The sequence below is a fragment of the Cellulophaga sp. RHA_52 genome (assembly GCF_007827205.1).
Taxonomy (GTDB): Bacteria; Bacteroidota; Bacteroidia; order Flavobacteriales; family Flavobacteriaceae; genus Cellulophaga; species Cellulophaga lytica.
Genome location: NZ_VIRZ01000001.1, coordinates 2,459,996 through 2,477,235 on the forward strand (window position 1 = coordinate 2,459,996; position 17,240 = coordinate 2,477,235).

The 17,240-nt window shown below is 31.2% G+C and carries 24 protein-coding genes and 1 tRNA gene; 5 read left to right on the plus strand and 20 right to left on the minus strand.

Features of this window, described 5'->3' with window-relative positions:
* From JM80_RS10880 to JM80_RS10895, 4 genes are all read right to left on the minus strand, one after another.
* Complete coding sequence (locus JM80_RS10880; RefSeq protein WP_144710085.1) at positions 1-1,332, minus strand: cytochrome ubiquinol oxidase subunit I; 1,332 nt, start codon at positions 1,330-1,332, stop codon at positions 1-3.
* A 144-nt stretch (positions 1,333-1,476) separates the two neighbouring features.
* Complete coding sequence (locus JM80_RS10885) at positions 1,477-2,064, minus strand: methyltransferase domain-containing protein (RefSeq protein ID WP_034645399.1); 588 nt, start codon at positions 2,062-2,064, stop codon at positions 1,477-1,479.
* Complete coding sequence (gene trxA / locus JM80_RS10890) at positions 2,064-2,360, minus strand: thioredoxin (RefSeq protein WP_144710087.1); 297 nt, start codon at positions 2,358-2,360, stop codon at positions 2,064-2,066. Before trxA ends, JM80_RS10885 begins: the two co-directional genes overlap by 1 nt.
* Before the next feature lie 136 nt (positions 2,361-2,496).
* Positions 2,497-2,570: transfer RNA gene (locus JM80_RS10895), tRNA-Met, on the minus strand.
* A 138-nt stretch (positions 2,571-2,708) separates the two neighbouring features.
* Between JM80_RS10895 and JM80_RS10900 the strand changes: the two genes are divergently transcribed.
* Both JM80_RS10900 and JM80_RS10905 read left to right on the plus strand, forming a co-directional pair.
* Complete coding sequence (locus JM80_RS10900; RefSeq protein WP_013622743.1) at positions 2,709-3,092, plus strand: START-like domain-containing protein; 384 nt, start codon at positions 2,709-2,711, stop codon at positions 3,090-3,092.
* Between the two features lie 54 nt (positions 3,093-3,146).
* Positions 3,147-3,992, plus strand: a complete 846-nt coding sequence (locus JM80_RS10905) for an aminotransferase class IV (RefSeq protein ID WP_144710089.1) — start codon at positions 3,147-3,149, stop codon at positions 3,990-3,992.
* On the opposite strand, the gene JM80_RS10910 is transcribed toward JM80_RS10905, so the two are convergent.
* The 5 genes from JM80_RS10910 to JM80_RS10930 all read right to left on the minus strand — a co-directional run bounded on the left by JM80_RS10910 (position 3,989) and on the right by JM80_RS10930 (position 8,501).
* Positions 3,989-4,549: a YqgE/AlgH family protein gene (locus JM80_RS10910; protein WP_013622741.1), complete on the minus strand. Its 561-nt coding sequence runs from the start codon at positions 4,547-4,549 to the stop codon at positions 3,989-3,991. The genes JM80_RS10905 and JM80_RS10910 overlap by 4 nt on opposite strands.
* Positions 4,550-4,662: 113 nt before the next feature.
* Complete coding sequence (locus JM80_RS10915; protein ID WP_013622740.1) at positions 4,663-4,935, minus strand: HU family DNA-binding protein; 273 nt, start codon at positions 4,933-4,935, stop codon at positions 4,663-4,665.
* A gap of 176 nt (positions 4,936-5,111) precedes the next feature.
* Positions 5,112-6,059: a methionyl-tRNA formyltransferase gene (fmt, locus tag JM80_RS10920; protein WP_144710091.1), complete on the minus strand. Its 948-nt coding sequence runs from the start codon at positions 6,057-6,059 to the stop codon at positions 5,112-5,114.
* Position 6,060: 1 nt separating this feature from the next.
* Positions 6,061-7,959 carry an ATP-dependent DNA helicase RecQ gene (locus JM80_RS10925; RefSeq protein ID WP_144710093.1) on the minus strand — a complete coding sequence of 633 codons (1,899 nt, stop codon included), beginning with the start codon at positions 7,957-7,959 and terminating at the stop codon, positions 6,061-6,063.
* On the minus strand, positions 7,959-8,501 hold the full coding sequence (locus tag JM80_RS10930; protein ID WP_013622737.1) for an AAA family ATPase: 543 nt from the start codon (positions 8,499-8,501) through the stop codon (positions 7,959-7,961). Before JM80_RS10930 ends, JM80_RS10925 begins: the two co-directional genes overlap by 1 nt.
* A gap of 95 nt (positions 8,502-8,596) precedes the next feature.
* Between JM80_RS10930 and JM80_RS10935 the strand changes: the two genes are divergently transcribed.
* The 3 genes from JM80_RS10935 (at position 8,597) to murA (ending at position 10,970) form a co-directional block, all read left to right on the plus strand.
* Positions 8,597-8,884 carry a DUF493 family protein gene (locus JM80_RS10935; protein ID WP_013622736.1) on the plus strand — a complete coding sequence of 96 codons (288 nt, stop codon included), beginning with the start codon at positions 8,597-8,599 and terminating at the stop codon, positions 8,882-8,884.
* Between the two features lie 103 nt (positions 8,885-8,987).
* Entirely contained in the window at positions 8,988-9,647 is a 660-nt protein-coding gene (locus JM80_RS10940) for a DUF4290 domain-containing protein (RefSeq protein ID WP_034645409.1), read from the plus strand.
* A gap of 15 nt (positions 9,648-9,662) precedes the next feature.
* Positions 9,663-10,970, plus strand: a complete 1,308-nt coding sequence (gene murA / locus JM80_RS10945) for a UDP-N-acetylglucosamine 1-carboxyvinyltransferase (protein WP_013622734.1) — start codon at positions 9,663-9,665, stop codon at positions 10,968-10,970.
* Here murA and JM80_RS10950 read toward each other — a convergent pair whose 3' ends face one another.
* The 11 genes from JM80_RS10950 to JM80_RS11000 all read right to left on the minus strand — a co-directional run bounded on the left by JM80_RS10950 (position 10,971) and on the right by JM80_RS11000 (position 17,237).
* On the minus strand, positions 10,971-11,411 hold the full coding sequence (locus JM80_RS10950) for a hypothetical protein (RefSeq protein ID WP_013622733.1): 441 nt from the start codon (positions 11,409-11,411) through the stop codon (positions 10,971-10,973).
* Between the two features lie 108 nt (positions 11,412-11,519).
* Positions 11,520-11,984, minus strand: coding sequence for an SRPBCC family protein (locus tag JM80_RS10955; protein WP_144710095.1), 465 nt, complete (start codon positions 11,982-11,984; stop codon positions 11,520-11,522).
* A gap of 2 nt (positions 11,985-11,986) precedes the next feature.
* Entirely contained in the window at positions 11,987-12,454 is a 468-nt protein-coding gene (locus JM80_RS10960) for a TspO/MBR family protein (protein ID WP_370511815.1), read from the minus strand.
* Positions 12,435-12,620, minus strand: a complete 186-nt coding sequence (locus JM80_RS10965) for a Lacal_2735 family protein (protein WP_013622730.1) — start codon at positions 12,618-12,620, stop codon at positions 12,435-12,437. The genes JM80_RS10960 and JM80_RS10965 overlap by 20 nt, the downstream gene beginning before the upstream one ends.
* A 2-nt stretch (positions 12,621-12,622) precedes the next feature.
* Positions 12,623-13,156 (minus strand): glutathione peroxidase, encoded by a 534-nt coding sequence (locus JM80_RS10970; RefSeq protein WP_051456081.1) that lies wholly within the window; start codon positions 13,154-13,156, stop codon positions 12,623-12,625.
* Positions 13,157-13,172: 16 nt separating this feature from the next.
* Complete coding sequence (locus JM80_RS10975) at positions 13,173-13,856, minus strand: SDR family NAD(P)-dependent oxidoreductase (protein ID WP_013622728.1); 684 nt, start codon at positions 13,854-13,856, stop codon at positions 13,173-13,175.
* Between the two features lie 96 nt (positions 13,857-13,952).
* Positions 13,953-14,174 (minus strand): hypothetical protein, encoded by a 222-nt coding sequence (locus tag JM80_RS10980; protein WP_013622727.1) that lies wholly within the window; start codon positions 14,172-14,174, stop codon positions 13,953-13,955.
* A 4-nt stretch (positions 14,175-14,178) separates the two neighbouring features.
* Positions 14,179-14,865, minus strand: a complete 687-nt coding sequence (folE, locus tag JM80_RS10985) for a GTP cyclohydrolase I FolE (RefSeq protein ID WP_013622726.1) — start codon at positions 14,863-14,865, stop codon at positions 14,179-14,181.
* A 57-nt stretch (positions 14,866-14,922) separates the two neighbouring features.
* On the minus strand, positions 14,923-15,198 hold the full coding sequence (locus JM80_RS10990) for a TIGR03643 family protein (RefSeq protein ID WP_013622725.1): 276 nt from the start codon (positions 15,196-15,198) through the stop codon (positions 14,923-14,925).
* The gene (locus tag JM80_RS10995; protein ID WP_144710097.1) at positions 15,195-16,619 is read right to left on the minus strand and encodes an SDR family oxidoreductase; all 1,425 of its coding nucleotides are present in this window, start codon (positions 16,617-16,619) and stop codon (positions 15,195-15,197) included. The genes JM80_RS10990 and JM80_RS10995 overlap by 4 nt, the downstream gene beginning before the upstream one ends.
* Positions 16,620-16,622: 3 nt before the next feature.
* Positions 16,623-17,237, minus strand: coding sequence for a flavin reductase family protein (locus JM80_RS11000; protein ID WP_144710099.1), 615 nt, complete (start codon positions 17,235-17,237; stop codon positions 16,623-16,625).
* Between the last annotated feature and the right edge of the window lie 3 nt (positions 17,238-17,240).

Genomic DNA, 17,240 nt, shown 5'->3' on the forward strand with positions numbered 1-17,240 from the left:
TTAGTGGTTGTTAAGTTGTGGCCCTTTATTAATAATTTTTCCTGCAAGCATTAAAAATAGCAAGCCAAGTAGCAAGTATAGGCCAATAAAGCCCAATAAGGTGAATAGTGTATTACCAGATGAAACTGTTGGCGAAGCCCCATCTGCAGTACGCAGTAAATTATAAACAAGCCAAGGTTGTCTTCCTAACTCTGCTGTGTACCAACCGGTAGTGTTAGCTATATACGGAAAAGGTATAATAAACATAAGAAACCATAAAATCCATTTTGTTTTGTAAAGTTTTTTGCGAAATAGTTGTACAACAGCTATAAGCATTAAACCAATAAAAATTGTACCTAAACCCACCATTATGTGGTAAGCGTAATACAGACCAGGTACATTTGTAGGATGTACATCTTTATTAAACTCATTTAAGCCTTTAATTTCTGCATTCCAGTCTTGGTATGTTAAAAAGCTTAATATGTTTGGTACCGCAATTTTATTGTCTAATTTTTTTTCTAGCATATTGGGTTGACCAATAAGTACAATTTCAGAACCTCCATCTTCGGTTTCAAAAATACCTTCCATAGCAGCAAAAGTAACAGGCTGGTGTTTTGCTACGTTTTTAGCAACCAAATCTCCTGTAGGGAAAGCAACTAATAAACTAGAAATTAAACCAAAAATAACACCTGTTTTTAAAAAGAGTTTGCCAAACTCATTATGTTTATTGTTTAAAAGATAAAAAGCTCCTATAGCAGCTACAACAAATGAAGAAGTTACCAAAGATGCCGCTTGGTTATGTAAGTAGGAAGGTAACAACCATGGATTAGAAAAAAGAGCTCCAAAATTGTTTAAAACAAACTTACCATTTTCTAATATTTCATATCCTACAGGATATTGCATCCAAGAGTGCGTAGCTATAATTAAGTATCCGCTTGCCCAAGAACCTAAAAAAACAAGAAAGCCAGTAACAAAATGTAGTTTGTGTCCTAAAAGTTTTTCTCCAAATAAAAACAGACCTAAAAAGGAAGATTCTAAAAAGAAAGAAAACATACCTTCCATAGCTAAGGTCTGACCAATAATACCTCCGGTTAACTCAGAAAATTTAGCCCAATTGGTGCCAAACTGAAATTCCATTGGTATGCCAGTTACAACACCCATAGCAAAGTTAAGTGCAAAAATTTTCATCCAAAATTTAGCAGCTTCATTATATTTTAGAGTATTTGTTCTAAGAAATTTCCATTTAAAATAGACAATCATTAAAGATAAGCCCATTGTTAATTGCGGAAATAAATAATGAAATGTGATAGTAAACGCAAACTGCATTCTATCATAAAATAGCATGTCCTCCATATGCTTGTAAGTTTAGACTATAAAAATACAACACAGATGCTAAAAACTATGTAACATTTATTACAAAAAGCTTATTATTTAAAAGCTTTTAGAAATTTTATAAAATTAGAGTTTAAAAGAAAATTAACTTCTTGCTTAAAGCAATTATTTTTCTTTTTTAGTAATGATAAAAAACAACTCTTTTCCTGCTCTTGGCTTTATAGAGTTGTATGCTTCTTCCATAGTTTTTATTTCAAAATATGGCTTAAAGTACGTAAGATATTCATTTTTAGATCCTCCAAAAGGTGGTTCATTAGTATTTAATGGAATATTAAATAGTAAACCGGCTACTTTTCCGTTTTTATGTAATAAACTATGTGCTTTTACAGTATAATCTAGTCTTAGCTTAGGGTTAATAGCACAGAAAAATGTTTGTTCTATAATTAAATCAAAATTTAAGTCTAAATCAAAAAAGTTAGAGTGGAGAAGGTGTTGTTTAGGAAAATTAGGTACTCTAGCATTAAAATTATTTAGCGCTGTTTTAGAGACATCAACTACATAAATATTTTTAAATCCGTTTTTATGCAAGTATTCTGCTTCATAACTATTTCCGCCACCAGGTATTAAAATACGTGTTTCTTTATTTTTTAATTGGTCAAAATAATTTTTTAAAGGTGTAGAAATTTCACCAATATCCCAACCAATATCGCTTTTTTTATACCTATTGTCCCAATAATCTTCAGTAAGGTTCATTAGTTAGCTTGTGTAATAATAGATAGTAATTCGTTTTTTTGTAACACTCCAGACTGTCTCCAAACTTGTTTGCCGTTTTTAAAAAGCACTAAAGTAGGCACGCCCTTTACTTGGTATTTAGCAGCTAGTTTTTGGTTTTTATCTACATCTATTTTAACAATAGAAACCTTGTCTTGTAAATTGTCTTTTACTTGTTTTAAAATAGGACTCATTGTTTTGCAAGGCCCGCACCATTCTGCATAAAAGTCTACTAAAACAGGAATTTCTTTGTTTATAATTTCTGAAAATTTACTCATCTAAATAAAGATATAATTAAATAACTATAAAGGTATGAAATTAGAATATGTTTAAAAATGATTTAAGAAGTAAAGCTTAAAAAATGGAAGCATAAAAAAAAGCGATTTAGTTTTTACTAAATCGCTTTTAATGTTGTAGCGAGAACGAGAGTTGAACTCGTGACCTCCGGGTTATGAATCCGACGCTCTAACCAACTGAGCTACCTCGCCAGGTGTTTTTTTTAACGGGTGCAAATATATATATCTTTTTTCTGTTTATCAAAATTAATTTTGATAAAAATATTATAGCTGTTTTAGTTTTTTTATCATACAGAAATATATATATTGCCTTTTCTAAACATTACGAGAATGAGCGATAAAATTAACTATGAACTAGAGTTTGTGATACAATCCTCACCACAAATGCTTTACCAATATATATCTACACCATCTGGCTTATCAGAATGGTTTGCAGACAACGTTAACTCAAGAGGAGAAAAATTTACATTTATTTGGGACGGATCTGAAGAAGTTGCTAATTTATTAAAGAAAAAAAGTGATGAATTTATTCGTTTTGCTTGGGAAGATGACGATGATGATTGTTATTTTGAACTTCGTATTAAGGTAGATGATATTACATCAGACGTGTCTTTATTTATTTCTGACTTTGCTGAGGAAGATGAAGTAGAGGAAGGTAAATTATTATGGACAAATCAAATTTCTAGTTTAAAACAAGTCTTAGGATCTGCCTAGAAATTATGAAATAAACAATATCTTTGGCCTTGAATTTTTTTCAAGGCTTTTTTTATGATAAATTTTAACGGAGAACTAGTAGAAAACAATACTTTATTTTTAAATGAAGAAAACAGAGGATTGCGTTATGGCGACTCATTGTTTGAAAGTTTACGTGTTGTAAATGGAAAAATTTATTTTTGGGAAGATCATTATTTACGCTTAATGGCTTCTATGCGTATTTTGCGTATGGAAATACCAATGAATTTTACAATGGAGTATTTAGAAGAACAAATTTTAAATACTATTGAAGCTAGTAATGTACAAAATGAAGCTTTGCGTATACGATTAACGGTTTTTAGAAACAATGGAGGTTTGTACTTGCCAAATTCTAATAATGTTAGTTTTATTATAGAAGCAAAAGTATTAGAAAATGCTTTTTATGTGCACTCTAATGAGCATTATGAGGTAGAGCTTTTTAAAGATCATTATGTAAATACAGGTTTATTGTCTACATTAAAGTCTAACAACAAACTTATAAACGTTTTAGGTAGCATTTACGCTAAGGAAAATGGTTATAACAACTGTTTGTTACTTAACAACCAAAAACAAGTTGTAGAGGCTTTAAATGGTAATTTGTTTTTAGTTAAAGGAAATTCAATAAAAACACCACCACTAAAAGATGGTTGTTTAAATGGTATTACACGTAAAAAATTAATTGCAAGTTTAGAGAAATTAGAGAATTATACGCTTGAAGAAGCATCTATATCTCCTTTTGAACTGCAAAAAGCAGATGAGTTGTTTGTAACAAATGCAATTACAGGCATACAATCCATTACAAAATACAGGAAAAAAGAATACGCTAATACTGTTGCTAAAGATTTATTAGGAAAACTAAATGCAATAGCTAGGTTGTCTTAGTTTAAAGCAGGGTTTTCTGGAGCATTAGACCATAAAAGGTAATCACCTCCTAATTGGTCCATTTTTTCTTTCCATAGGTTATTGGTGCATTTTTCTAAAATTAGACTTTTGTGCTCGTTTGTGGCAATTATCCAAGATTTTGACGTTAACTCATAGTCTAATTGCATAGAATCCCAACCAGAATATCCTAAGAAAAAACGAATATCATTTTGGGTAATAATGTTGTTGTTGATTAAACCAACAATTTTTTGGAAGTCACCACCCCAAAAAATACCATTAGATATTTCTATACTGCCTTCTATAAGGTCTGGTACCTTATGTATAAAGTAAAGGTTGTCTTGTTCTACGGGGCCGCCGTTATAAACTCTAAAAGAGGGTTTTATATCATCTACAAGGTCATTAATGGTATATTCTAAAGGCTTGTTTAGAATAAAGCCTACAGAGCCATCATTATTGTGTTCTGCTAATAATACTATAGACCTATTAAAAGAAACATCACCAGTTAGTGATGGTTCTGCTATAAGGAGGTTTCCTTTTTGTGGTTGGTTTATTGGCATATTATAGTGTTTATTCAATTAAATTAAATAATTTTTATGAGATATAAAAGGTAACCACACAAAAAAAGCGCTTCTACAGGTAGAAGCGCTTTTATATTTTACAAAAGTAAAGCTTAGTTTACAGAGTTGCTTAACTCAGTACCTGCTTTAAATTTAACAACGTTTTTAGCTGCAATCTTGATAGTTTTACCAGTCTGTGGGTTTCTACCGTCTCTTGCTTCTCTTCTAGTCACAGACCAAGATCCAAAACCAACTAAAGAAACTCTGTCACCTTTTTTAAGTGATCCTTCTACGTTTCCTAAAAAAGATTCTAATGCTTTTTTTGCTGCTGCTTTAGTGATGCCAGCGTCAGCTGCCATAGCATCGATTAATTCTGTTTTGTTCATAATTAAATTAAATTAATTGTTGTTTTTAATAACTTATATTCTACTAACAAATTTATATGGATTTAACGTTAACGCAAGTAAATTGCAGGGAAATGCATCATTTTGTTAATAACTAAGACTGTTTGTTAATAAAGTAGGGCTTTTTCTACGTCTTTTTATGTTAAAAATGGGCTTAGCTAGTCTAAATATGCGGTTTCTTTTAATTGTAAACCGTTTAAAACATCGCTAGTTTTCATTCTTCGCTTACCAGAAAGCTGTATTTCTAACAATTTTATGTACCCATTAGGTACGGCTACTTTTATAGTTTTTTTATCAAAAACTAATTTTCCGGGGTTTAGGTTATGTGTTTCTTCTATTAATTCTGTTGTGTAAATTTTTAAATCTATTTTACTATCATTATTATATAAAGTAGTCCAAGCTGCAGGATACGGACTAAGACCTCTTATTAAGTTGTAGGTTTTTGTGGCATCTGCTGTCCAATCTATTTTACAGGTGTCTTTATGTATCTTGTAAGCTAATTTTAAATTGCTATTTTCTTCTTGTTTTTTTGTAGTTACTTCTTCTTTTTCTATTAACTCTACAGTTTCTATTACAAGTTCTGCTCCTAAATGCATAAGCTTGTCGTGCAATGCGCCTGCATTTTCAGTAGCAGAAATGTTTGTTTTTTTATGTAGAATAGTTTCTCCTGTGTCAATTTTATCATCTATAAAAAAAGTAGTAACACCAGTTTCTGTTTCCCCGTTTATAATAGCCCAATTAATAGGAGCGGCACCGCGGTATTGTGGTAATAAAGAAGCGTGCAAATTAAATGTGCCATATTTAGGCATTTGCCAAACCACTTTAGGTAACATCCTAAATGCAACAACAATTTGTAAGTTAGCCTCAAGAGCTTTTAATTCTTCTATAAAAGCAGGGGCCTTTAGGTTTGTAGGTTGTAAAATAGTAAGGTTGTTTTTCTCTGCATATTGTTTTACTGCAGAAGTGTGTATTTTTCTACCACGCCCAGCTGGCTTGTCTGGAGCTGTAATTACACCAACCACATTGTATTTGTGTTGTATTAAACTATTTAAAATGGTAACGGCAAAGTCTGGCGTTCCCATAAAAACAATACGTAAATTACTCATATTATTGTAGGGTATATTTATTTTCTGTGTTAATATCTATTTTGTTATCTTCTAATAAAAGTTGTAAAGCTTCTAAAACTGTTTCTTGTCTGTAAGGCAATAATTGTATTAATTCTCTAGAACTTAAATTGTTATTTTTTAGTTTATCTATTATTTCTGATGTTATGAACTCTAAAATACTATTGCTAGTGCTGGGGCCTTTACTAATACACACATCGCACTTGCCGCATTTTTCTTTTTTTTCACCAAAATAGGCTAGTAGTTGTACATTTCTGCAAATTTTATCATTATTAATGTACTGCAGTATAGCATCAATATTATTTATTTTAACCTGTTGTAATTCTTTTACTTTTTTAGAGAATGAATTAATTGTTTGGTCATCTTCTCTAGGAACTAAAAATGTAAGTTCTAAATCGCTATTTTGTGCAGTGTAATTTACAATCTCATCTTTTTGAAGCTTTTCTAATGCTTGAAGAATTGTATTCTCATCAACTGTAATTTTTTTAGCTAGTAAAGAGGTGTTAATTTTAATAGGATACTCAAAAATACCACCATAGGTTCTTAATAACGCTTGTATAATTGGTACAAGTTTGTGGTGGGTACTTAGGTATTGGTTAAGTGTAGGCTTATTAGCTATAAATTGTACAGTGGCTTGTTTATTGTAGTTTTCTACTAATGATATTACAGAGTGTTGATCTAATATTTTTAGTGCATTATAAGTTAGCATTCCTTTTAACTTATATGTATTGCAAAAATTATTAAAGTTTAATTGAAAAGTCTCTTGTGTATCCTCACCATATGATATCTGAAAATAGTTGTTTAACTTATTATATAGGTGTTTTAAAAAAGCAATATTTGGTAAAACACTTAAAAATTGTTGTTTAACCTGGTTTTCATCTTCTTTGTTTAAAAGTAAAATAGCACTAGACTCTTGTTGGTCTCTACCAGCTCTACCAGCTTCTTGGTAATAATTTTCTATACTATCTGGAATTTGGTAGTGTACAACCAAACGAACATCTGGTTTATCTATACCCATACCAAAAGCATTGGTAGCTACTATAATTTTGGTAGTATTATTTAGCCAGTTATTTAGTACTGTTTTTTTATCTTTTTTAGGAACACCACCGTGAAAAAAAGTAGTAGCAAATCCGTTTGTGTTTAGGTAGTTAGATATTTGTTCTGCTAATCTTCTGGTTCTAACATACACAATAGCACTATTATTGGTTTGTGCACAAAGTTGTTTTAATTGGTACATTTTATCCTCTGTCCATAAAACCTTATATGTAATATTATCTCTAGAGAAAGAATCTTTTATAGTTAAAGAGTTTCTAAACTGAAGATTTTCTGTAATATCTAATGCTACTTTTTTAGTAGCTGTAGCAGTTAAAGCAATAACTGGTACAATAGGAAAAATGTCTCTTAGTGTACTACAATTTTGGTATGCAGGCCTAAAATCGTTTCCCCATTGAGAAATACAATGTGCCTCATCAATTGCAATGAGGTTTACATTCATTTGTTGTAAGCGCTCTTTAACCAAGTCTTGTTGTAAACGCTCTGGTGATAGGTACAAAAATTTGTAGTTGCCAAAAACGCAATTATCTAAAAGGTTGTTTACCTCTTCAAAAGAAATACCTCCGGTAAGTGCCAATGCCTTTATGCCTTTATCTTTTAAGCTATTTACTTGGTCTTCAATTAAAGCAATTAAGGGAGATACTACAATGCAAATGCCCTCTTGTAATAGAGCGGGTACTTGGTAGCAAACAGATTTTCCTCCTCCGGTAGGTAATAAAGCTAAAACATCTTTTTGCTCTAAAACAGCAGTAATTATTTTTTGTTGCGAGCCCCTAAAGCTGGCATAGCCCCAGTATTGTTGTAAAATATCTTGCGGACTCTTATGCACTAGCTAATATTTAGAGTTTTTAAAATAAAATTAGTACGCTCTTCTACAGTACCTGTTGGTACAATAATAGGAGTGTAGCCAAAATCTCTATATGTTTTATCTAACAAATTATGCAGCCTTTTAGCTTCTTCAAAATCCTCATACCTTTCATTGTCGTTAGAGTGAATTTCTTCCCAAGGCGGAAATATAAAAACAACATCATATTTTGTATTTGTACAAGCTTGGTTGTAATTATCACCATAAGCAATGTCTGTTCCGTTTAAATAAGCAACAACGTCTGGTACACCACGATCAAGAAAAACAATATCCTTGTTTAGCTCATTGGCATTTTGGTATTGTTTTATGCGCCCTTCTAACAACTTATCACTAAATAATAAAGGATTAGTTAAAAAAAGTTGCGTAATACCTTCTTCTCTGGCAGCTAAGGTAACATCTCTAGATATTTCATGTAAACAAGTATACCCAAGAGCATCTATTTTATTAATAACTGTTGTTTTTCCTGTACTAGGACCGCCTGTAATAACTATCTTTTTTGGTTTCAATATGCAAAATTAATGTTACAAAGATAACTAAAATAGGAACTACACAAAAAGTAGTATAAAATACAGTATTACATTATATTTGTAAAAAATAAAGTATGAACAAGGATAATCCAGAAGAATTTTATGCAAGGTTAAAGGAACAACTAGAGTTAAACAACAGTTGGCCATCTAATTACCTGTATAAATTTATTATTCCTACAGATGTAGAAAAATTTAAGCAAATAGAAGAAGTTTTTAATAATACAGGAGCAGTTATAGAGTCTAAAAAGTCTAAAAACGGTAAATATACAAGCGTTTCTGTAACTGTAAATTTAAAAAATCCGGATGCTGTTATAGCAAAATATAAAGAAGTTGGTAAAATAAAAGGAGTAATATCTTTATAAAACCACCTATAAATGGTGTTTGTTTTATTTATTTTAGTACTTTGCAGAACCTAAGCGTATAACTTCACGTTTAGAATATAAATTAGCATAAATCTTTTTTAGTTTGAATTTAGTAGAAAACTTACAGTATAATACTGAGCGAGACCAGCTCATTATTCCAGAATATGGTCGTCATTTTCAAAAAATGGTAGACTACGCAGTGTCTATAGAAGATGCAGAAGAACGCAACAAAGTGGCTAAAGCTATAATTAGCGTTATGGGTAATTTGCAGCCTCACCTTAGAGATGTGCCAGATTTTCAGCATAAGCTTTGGGATCAGTTATTTATAATGTCAGATTTTAAATTAGACGTAGAATCTCCTTTTCCAATAACAACAAAGGAAATGTTGCAAGAGCGTCCAGAACCATTAGAATATCCTCAAAACTTTCCGAAATACAGATTTTACGGTAATAACATTAAGCGTATGATAGATGTTGCTGTAGAATGGGAAAAAGGAGATATGAGAGATGGTTTAGAGTATGCAATTGCTAATCACATGAAAAAGTGCTACCTAAATTGGAATAAAGATGTTGTAGATGATAGTGCTATTTTTAATCATTTATATGAGTTAAGTGATGGCAGAATAGATTTAGCAGCAAAAAATGAAACACTAACAGATAGTGGTCAGTTTTTAAAGAATAGGGTTGCAAAATCTAACACTAGATATACAAACGGAAAAAATAATCAGAGAAATAACAACAACCGAGGTAAAAAACGGTACTAAATAATATAGTCTTTAATGGGGACATTTAAAATTGAAGGCGGTCAACGTCTGCAAGGAGAAATTACTCCGCAAGGAGCAAAAAACGAAGCATTACAAATACTATGTGCGGTATTATTAACACCAGAAGAGGTGCAAATTAATAACATACCAGATATTGTAGATGTAAATAAACTTATAGCTTTATTGGAAGATTTGGGTGTAAAAATCCAGAAAAGAGGTAAAGGATCTTACACTTTTAAGGCAGATGATGTAAATTTAGATTACTTACAGTCAGACCAATTTAAGGAAGATGGTCGTGGTTTACGTGGTTCTATTATGCTTGTTGGGCCGTTATTAGCACGTTTTGGAAAAGGATACATACCAAAGCCAGGCGGAGATAAAATTGGCCGTAGAAGATTAGATACGCATTTTGAAGGTTTTATTAACCTAGGCGCTAAATTTAGATACAATAAAGAAGAGTATTTTTACGGAGTAGAGGCAGATAAGTTAAAAGGTACTTACATGCTTTTAGATGAAGCCTCTGTAACAGGAACAGCAAACATAGTAATGGCAGCTGTTTTAGCAGAAGGAACAACTACAATATACAACGCAGCCTGTGAACCATATTTACAACAGCTATGTAAAATGCTTAACCGTATGGGGGCAAAAATTACAGGTGTAGGCTCTAATTTATTGGTTATTGAAGGTGTAGATGAGCTTGGCGGTACAGAACACAGAATGTTACCAGATATGATTGAAATTGGTAGCTGGATTGGTCTTGCTGCTATGACAAAAAGTGAGCTTACTATTAAAAATGTTAGTTGGGATGATCTTGGGCAAATACCAACTGTATTTAGAAAATTAGGTATTACACTAGAACGTAAAGGTGATGATATTTATATACCAGAGCATAAAGATGGGTATGAAATACAAAATTATATAGATGGTTCTATTTTAACAATTGCAGATGCACCTTGGCCAGGCTTAACACCAGATTTGTTAAGTATTATATTAGTTGTAGCTACACAGGCAAGAGGTGAAGTGTTAATACACCAAAAAATGTTTGAAAGCCGTTTGTTTTTTGTAGATAAATTACTAGATATGGGAGCAAAAGTTATTTTGTGTGATCCGCACAGGGCAACAGTTATTGGTCACGATTTTAAATCTACATTAAAAGCAACAACAATGGTGTCTCCAGATATTAGAGCAGGGGTATCTTTGTTAATTGCTGCATTATCTGCAAAAGGAACCTCTACAATACACAACATAGAACAAATAGACCGAGGTTATGAAAATATAGACGAGCGTTTAAGAGCTATTGGAGCAAAAATTACGCGAGTTTAACTAGTTTGTAACTAACCAAAAATTTGTACTCTGTACAGTTTTTAAAATAGTCCAACCTAATAAGAATGTTAATATAATAATTCTTATTAGGTTGTTGTTTTTTATAGCACGTTTGGCTTTTTCTAAAGAACCAACACCTTTAATTATTATAGCGTGGTTTGCCTCAATAATTACGTAATGTTGTACCCACAATGCACAAATAGTTATAGAGCTAACAATGGTGTATAAGTCTTGTTTGTGTACCAACTGCAAAATTATAGAAGTAAGGTGTATAGGTCCTAAAAGTATAGCAAATAAGTATATTTGGTCTCTCTTATCTCTATACCAATTTACTAATTCTTCTTTAGAGAAATAATTAAATGATGGGTATATAATAATATGGAGTAAACTAAAAACAATTAGCGAACCAAACTCAAACATAAGCCTTATAATATCAATCATTTGGTGGTAATTTAGGGTTGTGGTTAGTTTTTAGTTTACGTACTATCATTTAAAATAGTAAAAAAAACAATAAAGGAGCTACTATTTTTAGAGTAGTGTTACTTTTTTTTACTTTAAAATACCGAATAAGGACTCTAATTTTTCTTTTCTGTATTCAAAAATTTCTTCTAGTTTGGGTTTTACTACAAAAGGATGTATTAATTGTCCTAATATTCCAAAAGGTACTTTATAATCTATAATATCCTCCATTTCTATACCACCTTCTACTTCCTTAATAAAATGTTTATGGTGCCATAACGCATAAGGGCCAAATCTTTGCTCGTCTACAAAATACTTATTTTTTACCATATGCGTAATTTCTGTTACCCATTTGGTTTTTATACCTAGTACAGGTGTTACTATGTATTGTATTATTTGTCCTTGATACATTGGCCTATCTGCACCAGATAAAATGAAGAAGCCCATATAATCTGGCGTAATTGTTTTTAAATTTTCTGGTTTAGATAAAAACTCCCAGGCTTGATCTATAGTAATAGGTAATTTTTGTTTTTTATGTAATGTATAGATTTTCATATTTAGTTATAAATTAAAATATATGCATTTAATGATGTAGCTATACACAACCAAATAATATATGGTAAAATTAATATTGATATATTTTTAACTATAGACTTGTACTTGTAAAACATATAAATTACTAGTAAAGTTAATGCTGTAATTAGTACTAAACCTATACTTATGTAATGTTGATTAAAAAAGGCAAAATTCCATCCAACATTTAAAAACCATTGTATGGCAAATAGTAAAATAAACTTAAAGTTTTTACTCTGTTTGGCTAAAAAACCTAAATAAGCTGCAAAACAAATCATAATGAAGGTCCAGGCAGCACCAAAAACCCATCCTGGAGGCGTCCAAGGAGCTTTATTTAGTTGTGAGTACCAATTAGATTGCGCTCCGTTATCCATTAACAATACACCTAATGCTAAAGCACTAAAATTTAGTATTAAAAATAGAGTAATATATTTAGCTAATTTCATTTTCATTTTTCATTAACAGCGCTATTTTGTCTTGTATAACCTCTGCTTCTGCAAATTTAGCATCACTAGCGCTACGGTTACTAACAGAAAGAGCATGGTACTCTTTCATCAGTTTTTTGTATTGCTCTTGTAATTTTTCTACAGGTGATTTCTTTTTAAATAATCCAAACATATTTATGGTTTTAAATGTTTTGTTATTTTTTTGCTTAAGGGACTTGTAGTAGAGTAGTAGTAGTCTACAAAATTCCCGTCTTCATCAATTAAATATTTCTGAAAATTCCATTTAACAGAAGTATTTGTATTACCGTTAAGCTCTTTTTTAGTAAGCCAGGCATATAATGGGTGTTGGTTACTGCCTTTAACTTCTAATTTTTCAGTCATTAAAAATGTAACACCATAATTTCTCTGGCAAAAAGTTTTAATTTCTTCTTCTGTGCCAGATTCTTGACCGCCAAATTGGTTACAAGGTGCACCAATTATCATTAAATTGTTTTTATAGGTATCATAAAGTTTCTGTAATTCTTCATACTGACCTGTAAAACCACATTTAGAGGCAACGTTTACAAAAAGTATCTTTTTACCTTTGTAATCTTCCAAATTAATAGGTTTACCTTCTAAACCCATTACTTTAATATTGTAAATACTAGTGTTGGGTTTTGCTTTATGTTTAGATGAGCATGAAGAAAATATAGTGAGTAATGTTATCATAAGTAATGGTTTCATTTTAGAGTTTAAAATTTACAATGCCACAATCTACTTCCAGTATTTGGCCAGAAATGCTTTGTGTTTTTTCACTAATTAAAAAGCTGGCCATATGTGCAACATCTGTAGGGTCTAAAAAACGCTTTAAAGGATGTCTTTCTTTAATATTTTCAATCATTTTATCATTACGCAATAATTTAGCAGCTAAATCTGTATTAGTTACTGTAGGTGCAATAGCGTTAACACGTATGGTAGGTGCTAATTCTGCTCCTAAAGATTTAACTAAACCTTCTACACCAGATTTTGCGGTAGCAATACTAGCGTGGTATGGCATACCAAGTTTTGTGGCAACGGTACTAAATAGTACTATAGATGGGTTTGTACCATTTTTTAAAATATTTAAATAATGTTTAATGGTTTTTACAGCGCCAATAACATTAATTTCAAAATCTTCCTTAAAGTCATCTATACTTAAACGTCCAATAGGTTTTAAATTAATGCTACCAGGACAGTAAATAAGGTTGTCTATAGCATCTATTTCTGGTAAATTATCTGTAAGTATATCACAGCTAAAATGTGTTAGGTTTTGGTGCTCTAACTTTGGTGCAGTTCTGCTAATAACAATAACTTTTTGTGTGCTAATAAGCTCTTTAGTAATAGCAAATCCTATTCCTTTGCTACCCCCAACAATAACAGTAGTTTTCATTAGTATTATTTTAAATTAGAGCAAAGGAATACCTGTTGGACAAGTATAGTTTGCCAATTATGTACAAATATTTTAGGGTGTTTTTTGTTAACTACACTATGGTAGTGGCTGCATATTTAGCCTTTTCTCTACTTTACGTTTTATTGCAGTAAGACGTTTCATTAAATCCATAATTTCTTCGTCCTTATTTTCTTTATAAATTGTATTAAGCTCAAGAATAAGGGATTTAGCTTCACGAGAAATTTCAACTCTTTCGCTGTTAGATAATGACTTCATCTTTCTTTTCTCAAACTCTAATGCTTTATCTATAATCTCCATATTGTTAATGTTTTAAATAGTTTTGTATTTCTGTTATTTTTGTGGCGTTGTTAAACTCACCACCATAAAAAGCAGTTACTGTTGTAGAGGTGTCATCTTTTACACCTCTAGATGCTACACATAAATGTTTGGCATCTATAATGACAGCAACGTCTTCTGTATTTAATATTTTTTGGAGCTCCACGCCAATTTGGTTGGTTAAGCGCTCTTGAACTTGTGGTCTTTTAGCGTAGTATTGTACAATTCTGTTTAATTTAGACAAGCCTATTACATTGCCAGAAGATTTGTACGCTACATGTGCTTTGCCAATAATTGGAACAAAATGATGCTCACAATTAGAGTAAAAAGTAATGTTTTTTTCAACAAGTATTTGGTTATATTGGTATTTATTTTCAAATAAAGCAATTTTTGGCTTATTTTTAGGGTTTAAACCACAAAAAATTTCATCAATGTACATTTTTGCAACACGTTTTGGTGTTCCTTGCAAAGAATCGTCTGTTAAATCTAAGCCCATAACGTCCATAATTTGCCCAAAAAGGTTTTCTATTTTTTCCTTTTTTTCTTCATCAGACAATGCAAAAGCATCTGGTCTTAAAGGTGTTTCTAAACCTGTAAACAAGTGATCGTCTCCAATATCTTCTACAGAGATATTGTTAGAAATGCTTGCTAAATTTATTGTATCTATACTCATTATAATATATAATAATTATGGCAATAAACTACTTATTATTAATAAAAAACAGTTTATTTAATATCTTTTACTTATAGTGTTATTGGTAATATGCTTTTGTCTGCTACATTTAAAGCGACCGCTAACGAATGTTCTTAGTTTTGCGTGCTTTGTTTTGCGTCCTTGAACCCGTTTGCGCCACATTTTAAAACTACTTGGTTTCATTTCTGTGCGCATTAATGTAATCACTTCTTTTTCAGACAAGCCAAACTGAAATTTAATAGCATCAAAAGTGGTTCTATCTTCCCACGCCATTTCTATTACACGATCTATTTGTTGTATGCTTAAGCTCATTTTGCCACTAATTTGTTAATCATTCCATTAAAAATAAACATATGAAAAGGGAGTACGCTATACCAGTACAACCTACCAGCTAAACCTCTTGGTCTAAATGTAGCTGTTTGTTTAAGTATGTTTTCTTCAATCTTAAATTCTAACCAAGCCTCTCCAGGTAACTTCATTTCAGCGTACAACAACAATTTTTGTTGTTCTTTATCTGCAAATATTACACGCCAAAAATCAAGAGCATCACCAGCACTTAAATCTGTAGAGCTAGTTCTTCCTCTACGTAAGCCTATGCCGCCAAATAACTTGTCTAAATAGCCTCTAAATTTCCATAAAATAGTACCATAATACCATCCTGTGGGGCCACCTATAGCCCAAATTTTATTAATAGTCTTTGTTTTATTAGTAACCTTACGCTCTTTATAATCTGTAAAACAACCATATTTTGGTACGTTTATATATTTGTGTAAGTTGGCTTTTAGCCTTCCGCTACTTATAATGGAGTCTTTCCAACTAGATAAAATACTATTTTGTTCTATTTTTTCAAAAGCTAGTTGTACAGCTTCTTTGTATGTAATTGGTTTTATATTTAAAATGGAATTAATATCACTTGGTTTCCCAATAATTTCTACGCCCATACTTTTTACCAATGTAGTTGCTAATTTGTACGATGTAGAAGTAACAAAATATAACCAGTAAGACGATAGTTTAGGAGTCATTACAGGTACAGTAATTATACTTCTTTTAAGACCTCTAACCTCTGCAAATTGCAATAGCATTTGTTTGTAAGTTAGTACATCTGGGCCAAAAATGTCTATGCCTTTATTGTATAATTCTTTTTTTACTATTGCTTTAGATAAAAATAGAAGTACATCTCTAACAGCTAATGGTTGTGTTTTAGTATCTAACCATTTAGGAGCAACCATAATGGGTAATTTTTCAACCAAATCTCTAATAATTTCAAAGGAAGAACTACCAGATCCCACAATAATACCAGCTCTAAATGTAGTAAGAGCATATTTGTTAGATGCAAGTGTTTCTTCTACCAACTTTCTAGAAGATAGGTGCATAGATAGTTTTGGGTCGTTGGTAATACCGCTTAAATAAATTACTTGCTGGGTGTTTGTTTCTTCTATATAATTTTTAAAATTAATAGCACATTCTTCTTCTAGAGATTTAAAATTACTTGAGGAATTGGACATAGAGTGAATTAAATAATAAGCTATGTCTATATCTTTTGGTATTATTGATAGCGTATCTTTTTGTAAAAAGTCAGCTTCAACAACAGTAATTAAAGGTTCGTTTCTATACCATTCTTCTGCTCTTAATTTATCTCTAACAACACATACAACTTTGTGGCCCTCTTCTATTAAAAGGGGCACCAATCTTTTGCCTATATAGCCTGTTGTACCTGTTACTAGTATTTTCATTTGTTATTTTGGTCTTTGGTATTCAAATCTTGTATTTGTTTTTGGTATAGCATAAGTATCTAATCCGTTAATGGCAGCCACATTACCTTTTGCTAAATCTATCAATCCATCTTGTTGCAAAAGATTTTCTTTTACATATAAATTAATAATTTCTCCAATCATTAAAATGGTATCATTAGCAGCAATAGGCAACTCTTCTATAAATTTTAATTGCAATTGTACAGGAGCATCTTTTAAAAATGGAGCAGTGCAATTGTCTTTATATTCGGGTATTAGTTTTGTTTTAGTAAACTCAGATACATCTTCTGGATATTTAGCAGAAGTATGGTGTGCATCTTCTAAAATATCTTGGTGTATGTGGTTTATTGTGTATGTTTTAGTTTCTATTATATTTTTGTAAGTATGCCTAGGTACTGTTGTTGGCCTGCAAATAAAACCTAATAATGCAGGATTAGACCCAAGGTGAATTACTGAACTAAAGACAGCAATATTTTCTTGGCCTTTTACAGATTTTGTGCCAATTAAGTTGGCAGATTTGTAACCTGTAGCACTATTTATTAAATTAATTTTATACAAGTGCTCTAGTTCTTTTATATTGTTTGTACTGTATTTTATCATTTT